The 11,241-nt window shown below is 46.1% G+C and carries 11 protein-coding genes; 2 read left to right on the plus strand and 9 right to left on the minus strand.

All coding sequences use genetic code 11. From position 1 onward, the window contains the following. Positions 1-111: 111 nt before the first annotated feature. The 9 genes from smc to NIES593_RS21605 all read right to left on the minus strand — a co-directional run bounded on the left by smc (position 112) and on the right by NIES593_RS21605 (position 9,952). Positions 112-3,777, minus strand: a complete 3,666-nt coding sequence (smc, locus tag NIES593_RS21565; RefSeq protein WP_073601547.1) for a chromosome segregation protein SMC — start codon at positions 3,775-3,777, stop codon at positions 112-114. A gap of 605 nt (positions 3,778-4,382) precedes the next feature. Then, positions 4,383-6,044, minus strand: coding sequence for a chaperonin GroEL (gene groL, locus NIES593_RS21570; RefSeq protein ID WP_073601548.1), 1,662 nt, complete (start codon positions 6,042-6,044; stop codon positions 4,383-4,385). A 148-nt stretch (positions 6,045-6,192) separates the two neighbouring features. Beyond that, complete coding sequence (fabG, locus tag NIES593_RS21575) at positions 6,193-6,987, minus strand: 3-oxoacyl-[acyl-carrier-protein] reductase (RefSeq protein WP_083602512.1); 795 nt, start codon at positions 6,985-6,987, stop codon at positions 6,193-6,195. Positions 6,988-7,013: 26 nt separating this feature from the next. Continuing rightward, on the minus strand, positions 7,014-7,886 hold the full coding sequence (locus tag NIES593_RS21580) for a thermonuclease family protein (protein WP_073601549.1): 873 nt from the start codon (positions 7,884-7,886) through the stop codon (positions 7,014-7,016). A gap of 39 nt (positions 7,887-7,925) precedes the next feature. Then, positions 7,926-8,237 carry a hypothetical protein gene (locus NIES593_RS21585; RefSeq protein ID WP_073601550.1) on the minus strand — a complete coding sequence of 104 codons (312 nt, stop codon included), beginning with the start codon at positions 8,235-8,237 and terminating at the stop codon, positions 7,926-7,928. A gap of 3 nt (positions 8,238-8,240) precedes the next feature. Further along, a complete protein-coding gene (locus NIES593_RS21590) occupies positions 8,241-8,675 on the minus strand; it encodes a hypothetical protein (protein ID WP_073601551.1) in 435 nt (144 codons plus the stop codon). A 57-nt stretch (positions 8,676-8,732) separates the two neighbouring features. Next, the gene (locus tag NIES593_RS21595) at positions 8,733-9,113 is read right to left on the minus strand and encodes a hypothetical protein (RefSeq protein WP_073601552.1); all 381 of its coding nucleotides are present in this window, start codon (positions 9,111-9,113) and stop codon (positions 8,733-8,735) included. A gap of 25 nt (positions 9,114-9,138) precedes the next feature. Then, positions 9,139-9,456, minus strand: a complete 318-nt coding sequence (locus NIES593_RS21600; RefSeq protein WP_139253777.1) for a hypothetical protein — start codon at positions 9,454-9,456, stop codon at positions 9,139-9,141. Between the two features lie 160 nt (positions 9,457-9,616). Beyond that, on the minus strand, positions 9,617-9,952 hold the full coding sequence (locus NIES593_RS21605; RefSeq protein WP_073601554.1) for a hypothetical protein: 336 nt from the start codon (positions 9,950-9,952) through the stop codon (positions 9,617-9,619). Between the two features lie 343 nt (positions 9,953-10,295). Here NIES593_RS21605 and NIES593_RS21610 point away from each other — a divergent pair, with 343 nt between their 5' ends. Next, positions 10,296-10,619, plus strand: a complete 324-nt coding sequence (locus tag NIES593_RS21610; RefSeq protein WP_073601555.1) for a phasin family protein — start codon at positions 10,296-10,298, stop codon at positions 10,617-10,619. A 22-nt stretch (positions 10,620-10,641) separates the two neighbouring features. Further along, positions 10,642-11,175, plus strand: a complete 534-nt coding sequence (locus NIES593_RS21615; RefSeq protein WP_073601556.1) for an FKBP-type peptidyl-prolyl cis-trans isomerase — start codon at positions 10,642-10,644, stop codon at positions 11,173-11,175. Positions 11,176-11,241 lie beyond the last annotated feature (66 nt).

Genomic DNA, 11,241 nt, shown 5'->3' on the forward strand with positions numbered 1-11,241 from the left:
TAACATTCCTGAAGACATTGCTCCAGCAAGCTATTATTAATTAAATAAGCATGAATAGGCGCGATCGCACTTTGGAAAACCTGGACTTACAATTCTTAGTGCTGCGATGAATTACAATTTAATTCCCAAAACTTGAGTATAAGCACCTCTCGCTTGCGTCACGCCAATAGTACGCTCTGAAGATTCAATCATCGGACGACGCAAACTAACAACAATAAACTGTGCTTGTTTGGCTTGATGTCGAATCATTTTCGATAATTTTTCTACATTCGCCCCATCTAAAAACATGTCCACTTCATCAAAGGCATAAAATGGCGAGGGACGATATCTTTGGAGCGAAAAAATGAAGCTGAGAGCAGTTAAAGATTTCTCTCCCCCTGACATGGAACTCAATCTTTGTACGGGTTTTCCTTTGGGATGAGCAACGAGGTTTAATCCGCCATTAAAGGGATTTTCTGGGTCATCTAATTGTAAATAACCATCTCCATCAGAGAGCGTAGCAAAAATACTTTTAAAGTTTTCATTGACGGCATCGAAGGCTTCTTTAAAAGAACGATAACGCAAAGTCGTAAAGTTTTCTATCCGTAATAATAATTCCGTTCTTTCTGCTTCCAAAGTGGATAATTTCTCTGATAATTCCTGCAATCTTTTCTGAGTTCGTTCGTGTTCTTCTAGCGCCAGCATATTAACGGGTTCCATTGCTTCGAGGCGCTTTTGGGCGTTGCGAATTTCTTGTTGGAGTTGTTCTAGTATCTGAGTGATTGTTTTCTTTTCTTCACCTTCTGCTAAATTTTCTAGAAGGGGAACTTCGGGTAAGGGATCGGGAAGTTCTGCTTGTTGTGTTTGAATTTGTACTTGTAAGCTTTCAAGAGAGGCTTGTCTTTCTTGTTGGGTTTCCTGAAGTTTTTGTAATTTCCAGGAGAGATTCTGTTGTCGATTTTGCAATTCTCTTAAAGCAGTTTCAGCGCGATCGCGTTCTATTTTAGTCTCTCCCAATCGCTCTGATAGTTGTTGTAATAACTCTTCAGTTTCAGCAATTTGTGCCTCAATTGCTACAATCTCATTTTCAACTTCCGATTTCTGACTTCTGACTTCTGACTTCTGTTGTTGATACTCTTCTATCCGATGGTAAGATTCAGTAATTTTTTCTTCTATCCGTTGATATTTATTGTGAAAGTCTTTTAATTCGCTTTCTGCATAGCGTAATGCTTGTTCTCTTTCTTGTACTCGAACTTCTTGGATTTTAATCGAATTCTGGATTTGTTGCCATTCGCTGTGAGTCTGCGACTGTTCTAATTCGTCTAAACGACGCTGTTGCTGTTGTAATTCTGCTTCCAGAACGGGGATTTCTGCCGATAAAATTTGTGTACAATTGTACACATTTTCAAGTTCCTGACGATTTTGCTGCACTTGCAGCGTTAATTCTTCTCGTTGAGCAGTTAAACGCTGAATGTCTTTGTGCAACTGTTCTAGCCGTAGCTGCTGTTCTTTTCCTTTTTGTCGCGCTTCTGTTAATTCTTGTGTCAATTGCTTGAGGTGCGATGTGTTTTGCCAAGAAAGTTGTTCGGTGCGCGATAAAAGCTGTTCGATTTCTACTAAACGCTGTCTGAGGACTTGAACTTCTTCTGACTCTCCACTGGTGGGCGTGCCAAAATGAATGGAAGATCGAGTCGGTTTGCTTCCGCCCGTCATCGCGCCGCTGGATTCGAGAAGATCTCCTTCTAAGGTGACTATACGATGTTTTCCTAAGTGAGGACGCGCATCATTGAGGGTTTCAAAGACAACGGTACTTCCAAAAATATAGAGAAAAATATTGCGATAGCGAGAGTCGCACTCGACTAAATTGACGGCTAAGTCAATAAAGCCTCTGGCATACCGCATGGCTATCGTTTCATTAAAACGAGGGGGCTGAATTTTATTGAGAGGGAGAAAGGTGGCGCGTCCTGCCCGTTTTTGTTTGAGTAATTCGATGCCCGCTGCTGCTACGCTGTCATCCTCAACCACAACATAACCCAACCGTCCACCTGCTGCAATTTCTAATGCCAACTGATAGCGGGGATTGACTTGTCCGAGTTGGGCAACTAGACCGCAAACTCCAGCCAGTTCGGATTGTAAAATTATCTGAGTGGCATAGGTTCCTTGGATTTCTTGTTGGGCTTGTTTGGCTGCTTCTAATTTATCGAGTTGGCGTTGTTTTTCCCGTTGTTCTTTTAGCAAACGGGTTTGGGTATCTTGCTCGATGCTGCGTTCTTGTTCGGCGGCGGCTAATTGTTGGGCTAGGGTTTGAATCTGTTGTTGTGAGTCGGTAACTTGAGTAGATAGGTTAGCAACATCTGCCTGTTTAGTAAATAGTTCCTGTTCGGTGACTTGCAGGCGCTGGCTTTGTTCTTCTAGGGTTTTTTGTAGTCGATCGCAGCGTTCGCTTAGTTTGGCGTGTTCGGTTCGTTGGGGATTGAGTGTTTCTTGGATGGCACTGATTTTGCGGCTGAGGGAGGTTTGTTCCTGCACCCACGCTTCGGAAGCCTCTGCGATCGCGTTTGCCCGTTCTCGGCTTTTTTGCAGGGTTTCCCTGGCTCGATCGCGTTGTTTAATTAGAGAGGGAATGGTTTCTTCCTCTAGTTGGGTTTTTTCTTGGGTGAGGTGGGCTAAGGTTTGCCGATATTGTTCGATTTCGCTGCTGGCGCGATCGATGTTGGCTTGCGTCTGTTGCGCCTGCGTTTCTAATTCCTGCCGTCGCTGTTGGAGTTGATAGCGTTTGGCTTTGTGCGTTGCCAGTTGGGAGGCGACGGAGAGTTGTTCGTCTTCTCCCAATGCTTTGACTTGGCTATTGAGGCGATCGAGTTCGCTTGTGGCTTGGCTAATTTGGGTTGCCAGTGCGTTAAGTTGTTCGCTAAGCTGGACTTTCTCCGTTTCTCCTGCGACAAGTTGCGCTTGTAATTGCCGTTCTTGTTCTTGTAGCGATCGCCAGATTAAAACCGTCTCCCACTGTTGTTTTTCCTGAATTGTCGCTTTTAATTTCTTGTATTTTTCTGCTTTGGTGCGATCGGCTGTCAAACGTTCGAGCGATCGCAACAATTCTTCTTCAATCAATCGATAGCGTTCTTCTCGTTCTCGAACCGATTCTAGGGTTTCTTTGGTTTTCTCGATTTTGCGATCGAATTCAGCAACTCCCGCCAGTTCGTCAATAATTTCTCGCCTCTCGCGCGAGTTCATGGTAATGATGCGGGTAACGTCTCCTTGTAGGACGACGTTGTAACCTTCGGGATAAATGCGCAGGCGATTCAGTTGTTCGTGAAGTTCGCTAACGCTACAGGGTTCGCCGTTGATATAAAAGGTAGAAGCATAAGTTCCTCCCTTGGCGACTCGCAAGCGTCTGGTAACGGTCCATTCATTATTAGTTAGTAGGTATCCGTTGTGGTTTTCTCGTGCTTCTTGTACGGGCGCGCGACCGTTTGTCTCTACTCTTGAATTTTGTAGGGGCGTTTCGCGTTCCCTCTCTATCTCTGATAAATCCGATAAATCGAAGGTAACGGAGACGCTAGTTTCAGCCGTGTTGCGATTGTTGCTGTGGTTGTGATTGACTAGATCGGGGAGACGTTCGGCACGCATTCCTTTTGATGTAGCCAAACCCAGACAAAATAGTAGCGCGTCTAGGATATTCGATTTACCGGAACCGTTGGGACCGGAAATAACAGTGAATCCAGGCAGTAAAGGAACCGAGGTCGTCCCGCCAAAAGATTTAAAGTGGGACAGTTCCACGCGCTTGATATGAACCATGCAGTCTGGCGTGCGATGTGCTCAGAGGAGTGGATACGTTTTGTATCAGTTTAACAAAAGGAGACAGTTTAAGATGCTTAAAAGTTCCAAAATATCGCGATCGCTAATAATTGTTTACCTATTGACTATTAGTCTAGGGCAATAAGACAAATCTATAGTTATTTCCTCATTTTTACTGTTTCTAGTGCCATTCTTCTTTTGTTTCCTTACCGCTTTCAGATAATTTTTCTAGAAGAAATAGCGTCGAGCCAGTTAATTTTAAAAGTAAAGGTGAGCATATTACATACTCACGCCGTCTCACGGCGGAGCCTCCTCTAACCTTACCTGTCTTTGTCCCCTCATCCCTAAATCCCTTGTCCCACAAGGGGCGAAGAGACTTCAGTCCCAAGTCTTATACCAATTTCCCTTCATACCTGCTAGAGATAGTTGAATGGGGAAAGGGGAAAAAGGGAAGGAACTTTGCGAAGCTTTCCCCTCTTCAAGAATTCGTAGCGAGATTTTAGGGAATTCATCTTAAGTAGAAAGCCCCTCTCCTGCTCTGGGAGAGGGGTTGGGGTAAGGGCGATTTGAGTTTTGTCACTCAACCAGAGCAACTGGCCTCAATCTTACATCATGCCCATGCCACCCATGCCGCCCATGCCACCCATGCCGCCCATACCACCCATATCGGGCATAGCAGGCGCTGCTTTTTCAGGTTTTTCGACCACAAGCGCTTCGGTGGTTAGAACCATTCCGGCAATAGAAGCTGCATTCTGTACGGCAGAACGCACTACTTTAGCCGGATCGACGATCCCAGCCGCGATCATGTCTTCAAACTTCCCCGTGAGGGCATTGTAACCGATGTTGAACTCGGTTTCCCGGACTCGTTCGACAATCACCGAACCTTCTGCCCCAGCGTTATCGGCAAGTTGGCGCACGGGGGCTTCTAAGGCTTTGGCGACGATATCGGCAGCAACTTTTTCTTCGTCATCAGTGAGATTGTTTTTAAACTCAGCAACTTTTTTCGCTAAATGGATTAGCGTCGTGCCGCCGCCAGGGACGATTCCTTCTGCAACCGCGGCTTTGGTTGCATTGAGCGCATCTTCGATCCGCAGTTTTCTGTCTTTGAGTTCGGTTTCGGTAGCAGCCCCGACTTTAATGACGGCAACGCCCCCTGCTAGCTTAGCAATGCGTTCTTGCAGTTTTTCGCTATCGTATTCGGAGTCGGTTGCTTCTAGTTCTTTACGGAGTTGGGCAATCCGTTTTTGCACGTCTGCCTTATGTTCTCCACCGGCGACGATGGTGGTGTTATCCTTCTCAATCGTGACTTTGATGGCTTTGCCTAGCATATCTATAGAGACGGTATCCAGGCTCAATCCGATTTCCTCGGAAATGAGACGACCGCCCGTTAGAATAGCAATATCTTGTAGCATGGCTTTACGACGATCGCCAAAACTGGGAGCTTTGATCGCAGCAACATTAAGAACTCCTCTCGCTTTATTGACGACTAGCGTAGCTAGGGCTTCTCCTTCTACGTCTTCGGCAATGATGAGCAAGGGTTTTCCAGCGCGGGCAATGTTTTCTAGGATCGGCACCAAGTCTGCGATCGCGCTAATCTTTTTGTCGGTGATGAGAATGAGGGGATTCTCAAATTCTACAATTTGCCGCTCTTGATCGGTGATAAAGTAAGGAGAAATATAGCCGCGATCGATCTGCATCCCTTCGACGACTTCTAATTCTGTGGTCAGAGATTTCGATTCTTCAACGGTAATCACCCCATCTTTGGTGACTTTATCCATCGCCTCGGCAATCATTTGACCGATCGCTTCGTCGCTTCCTGCCGAAACGGTGGCCACCTGCGCGATCGCCGCTCCTTCTACTGGCTTAGCAACGGCTTCGATTTCTTTAACTAGATAGTGAATCGTTTTGTCTATTCCCCGTCTTAGAGCAACGGGATTCGCTCCTGAGGTGACATTCTTCAATCCTTCTCGGATCATTGCTTGCGCAATCACTGTAGCAGTAGTCGTGCCATCGCCAGCAACATCTTTGGTTTTTGAGGCAACTTCCTGAATGAGTTTGGCTCCCGTATTTTCTAAGGGATTTTCCAGGTCGATTTCTTTGGCGACTGTAATTCCGTCATTAACGATCTGGGGTGCGCCAAATTTCTTCTCCAGCAACACATTGCGCCCTTTTGGTCCTAAGGTAATGCGTACCGCGTCGGCGAGGGCATTGATTCCCGCCTCTAGCGCTCGTCTCGACTCATCTTTAAATGAAACTATTTTTGCCATAGTTATTTTGGATTGGTGTTGTGACTCCTTTAGCAACTTTAGCACTCTTAAGCAAGGAGTGCTAAGTAGCGATCGCCGATTCGCCACTCGGAATAACTTTGAAAAGACAAGCAAGGAAATTATTTTCCTTGCTAATAGCAGATTATGATTACGCCATTACCATGCCGCCATCGACGTTGAAAACCTGTCCGGTGATATAAGCAGCAGCGGGATCGGCAGCCAGAAAGCGCACCATGCCAGCAATTTCCTCCGGTTTGCCGTAGCGACCGAGGGGAATGAACTTAAGAATTTCTTCTGTATTGGAAAGATTGCTTGTCATGTCGGTTTCGATAAAACCGGGCGCAACGGCATTGACGGTAACGCCGCGACTGGCAAGTTCTTTGGCAACCGTCTTCGTAAAACCGATGACTCCAGCCTTTGCCGCACTATAATTTGCCTGTCCGGGATTGCCCATTTGTCCGGCAACGGAGGAAATATTGATAATCCGTCCGCTGCGCTGTTTGATCATGGTTTTACTAACGGCTTTGGTACAGAGAAAAACTCCGGTTAAATTGAGGTCGATAACCGCTTGCCAGTCTTCCGGTTTCATACGCAAAAGCAAAGTATCGCGAGTAATTCCAGCGTTATTGACCAGAATGTCGATGCGACCGAATTTGTTTAGGGTTTGTTCGATTAGATTATCTACTTCCTGGGCTTTTGAGACATCGGCTTGCAGCGCGATCGCTTCTCCACCCGCCTGGGCGATCGCTTTCACCACTTCATCGGCCGCCGTGCTAGAACTGGCGTAGTTGACGACAACTTTAGCTCCTTGGGCTGCTAGTGCCAAGGCAACCGCCCGACCGATTCCTCGCGATGCTCCCGTGACGATGGCAACGCGGTCTTGTAACTGTTTTTCTGCTATCACTTCATCCCTCCAATGATGTCTTGCCAATGAGATCATCATACGGGGAGATGGGCGATCGGTTCTTGCTACTTTTCAATGAAAGTTAAATCTAATATGTCCGGTTGAAAAACGATACGATTGTTATTTTGCCGGATTAAATCGCTGAGTTTTAGCTCTACGTTTCCCAGAAGGACGCGATCGTTTTCAGAGCGAGAGTTACTCTCATTAGCTAGCAGCCAATCTTTTAGATTGCCCCGAAAACCTCTGTCTACAGCCTTCAGATAATCGGTGCAACGACGAAATAATTTAGGCACAATGAGTTGTCCGTCTGGAGGGCTTAAATCTTCTTGACTTTCTAAAACAAATTCGCGAGTTCGATCTTCTTTCCAAACGCCTCGATTTTCTTGTCGGGCTTCTGTTGTCACCTTTTGTAAAAATTCCCGATGGGAAAGCGGCATGGAGGTATAAACCGTGTAGTAAGCCACGCCTTCTTGGAGCAATTGAAAGTTGAGGGTTTTCTGAAGATAATTTTTAGTTACCCTTATCCATTCTCCATTGGAAAGGCTTTTGGCTTCATCGGCTGACACCAGATAGGAAATGGGACGACCGTTTGCTTCTACAGATTGGGAGAGGATCGCGCCAGCAACGGTATCGGGCTTAGCAGAACTGACTGTATCGCCGGAATAGGCAACATCTTTAAAACCCAGGAGTTTGAGCAAGCGATCGCGGGCTTCTTCTCCTTGCGGTTGAGCATCTTTGCCATAATGCGCCTCTGGTGTATCTAGACCTTCCAAGCGAATCTGTACGGTGCGATCGCGAGAGGGATTGATACGGTAGGAACGTTGAAGATTTTCATAAAGGTCTGGTTCGTCTGCGAGAAAGCGAACGGAATCCCCGTCGGGTTTCTTGCCAAGAATAACGAAATTTCCTTTGATCACTTGATAGTAAGGCGATACCATACCAATCCTTTAATTAACTAGAGCATTTTAAATACTCTACTACAAGCGATCGCCCTTACCCGAATTACGTTCTACTCCGTTGCCATTACCTCTATTCTCAAATTCTCTTGCTTGAGATCGTTCGTCTTTCTTGCCTTTCTTTGGATCGGAACGATTGAGGGAACCCCTACCGGGATGATTAATGATGGTTTGATTGATAATTTGAGTAACTTGATTGTTATCGCCAGAGATATTCGCGTCTTGAGCGCCGTTTTGAATCGCTGTTGTATCGGAGCGCACGGGAAGCTGAGTTAAGCCGATAAAAGTAACACTAACGAGACCGAGTTGACCGATTTTCTGGACTTGCTTCATCCTCTATTTAACCTCAATAATCAATCTTTGATTGAGATAACCGCTACCGCCTATTTGTTGGAGGCTCTGAGTATTGGGCCCGATCAATTCAACTTGCACTGAATTGCCTGCGGGACGGTATCTGCCCGAAATCTCGATCGCGTGTTTGCCACGAGTCAGAAGGCGCGAAAGATTAATTTTTGTGTTGTTATTCAATCGTTGAATAACTTTCCCATTTAGTTTGATCTGTCCGGTGAGTTGAGTGCCCGTTGTTGGGGTACTTACTCGGAGAAAATGGGGGTGTCTTAGCTGTTCTGCTGCAAGAGTAATCGTTGTCTGTTGCATCTGTTGCTGAATTTGAGCTGTATTAGCCAGAGAAAAAGACTGGATATTTACAGGCGGAGCAGCAGCTAAGACAGTAGTATAAGAAATGGCAAGCAATAAAGTTTTTAAGTTCATAAAACCAAATCCCCCATTCAGTTTGGCTCGATTGATACCGCGCAGTGATTGGCTGAGCTAGTCTCGCCAATTGTCGGCAGGATTGTATACATCAATGCCGGGATTGCTTCTGATTTGAACGGCTCCACCGTTCCCGCCAGAGTTTCCATCGCTCCCCCGCTGGCGATGGCGAACAGTTCGATGTTGCTCCACCGGACCGTTACCGCCGACATTGCCTTGTACGCCTGTGGTTACGCTTGCATTTCCCCGACAAGAGGGATCGCTTTCCATCTCAACATCGTTACTGCGGTTGGTTGGCTCTTTAGAACCGCTAATGTTGTATTGTACGGAAACATCGGCTTGAACACATTTAGCAGTTGCCGAATTGGAGAGGAAATCTCCCATCAAAAACAAACCAGAAACAGCTATGAAACTTAGGGTTAATGCTCTCAGTCGCATAAGTAGTAACCTCCCCTATGAAAAATTAGCGACAGTAAGTAGTCCGAGATCGCGTAACGGTTCTACCAGAACGGTTAACTTGTGTCGTCTCTTGACGCACTACATTGCCTCCTTTCGAGCAACCAACGTTGCTCTGGCGGCGGAAATAGCGATCCCACCAATAATGGGAACGATGACGGGGATAGGTTCTCCAACGCGGTCTGGTGTGGATAGTCGTATCCCCATCTCGTTCGGTGGTAATTCTCACATTTCCTGCTCGGACATCGATTTCACTAGCAATAGCGATCGCGGGAAAGCCTATCGTGACAATCGCTAACAAAATGGTCAGTTGCTTTAAAAACATTGGTTGACCTCTCAACTCAATGAAAAAAAAGGGAGAGGGATTTTTATCCAAGCTGCTACTTACGATACGCGACACCCTGCTCCCTCAAGTTACAATGGAGTTAGCTACAGATTGAAAAAGTGATGGAGATCTCAACCCTGTCTAGACGCAGGGTTGTTTACTAATAATCGCAGCCCCAATCGCAAGAGCGGTGACGAGATCCCCTTTCCTGGCGGACATTTTCCTGACGAACTCGTTGTTGGGACGAGTTGCCAACACCGTACTGATCGCTCAATTGGTCGCTGGTCTGAACATCGCCTGTGCTGCCATTTCTGTAACCGCTTCTCTCGACTCGGTTCTTTTGAATGGTCGTCTGTCCGGAGTAGTTACCGACACCCGTCTGGGTAGTGGTTTGCCGACTATCTTGGATAACGGCACTGTCTCCATCAGCATGAGCGGGTAGGGAAACCATTCCAAGAGCAGTCAGAGTTAGTAAACTAAAGATTAGCTTTTTCATGGTTGACTATTTATCTCCCGATTAGTTGCATCAGTTCGCTCGCTCGGCGCTAAATCGTTTTGGATTGGATGAGGATATTTTGCTGTCGCGCCGAGTTCTTGAGCGTTGATATCTTAAGATTAATCCCGCGATTTTGGGATGTCAGTCCCAGTTAAAGTGGAACTGGAAGATGCATTGGCACTTAAGTAGTTTCTCGTAAGTAGAAAAGAGTAGAAATAAGTAGAGTAGTATTATTTGCGACTGTTGCTACTCACCCTCAAAGATTCAGTCTAATTGTCCCATGCGGCTATGCTGGAATTAGAGCGCTATAACTAAAAATCATTTAGGAGGTCAATTATAAAATATGGATGGTAGCGACTGGCTCAAACAATTATTGATGGTTGGCATAGGAACGACTTCTCTGGTTGCCGAAAAAGTTAAAGAAGTCAGCGAACAGTGGGTCAAAGATGGCAAAATCGATCCCGATCGCGCTAAGGGATTTGTTGACGATTTGATGAATCAGCTCAAATCCGAACAGGTCAACTTTGAAAAAAACCTGGAACGCCAACTGCGCAATATGTTGCAGGATTTAGGCGTGCCTCGTCAGACAGAAATCGATGAATTGCGCGGACGAATCGATAGACTAGAACGTCAAGTGCGCGATCTAGAAAACAAGCAATGGCGCTAACAAGTCGAGCAGGAGTATTTTCATGAAAGAAATTTTAATCAGTTTTGGAGTTATCGTTTTCTTCGGGTTGCTGCTGATCGTTGCTTCGGTATTCAATAGCGGTGGCAAACAAGAGGCGATCGCATCCGAACTCAACAAACCCCAATCCGCCGACGAACGATCGATCGCCGAGAACAGTAACTTAGAAAAGGGAATTATCACCATGAATTTAGAAAATGCCATTACTACTCCTTCTGGACTTAAATACATCGATATCCAAGAAGGAGATGGGGCAACACCAACCAAAGGACAAACCGTAACCGTCCACTACACCGGAACCCTAGAAAACGGCAAGAAGTTTGATAGTTCTCGCGATCGCGATCGACCCTTTTCCTTCAAAATTGGTGTCGGACAGGTCATTCAAGGATGGGATGAAGGGGTAGGCAGCATGAAAGTCGGCGGTCGTCGCACCCTAATTATTCCCTCAGAATTGGGATACGGTTCTCGCGGTGCTGGCGGTGTCATTCCTCCCAATGCGACCTTAATTTTTGACGTGGAATTGTTAGGCGTTCGCTAATCTTTCATCAATAGACTCGTCCGAAAATTGGCAACACGCTCTAAGCCTGGTTTTGAACGGAGTTAA

Source organism: Hydrococcus rivularis NIES-593 (assembly GCF_001904635.1).
Classification (GTDB): domain Bacteria; phylum Cyanobacteriota; class Cyanobacteriia; order Cyanobacteriales; family Microcystaceae; genus Hydrococcus; species Hydrococcus rivularis.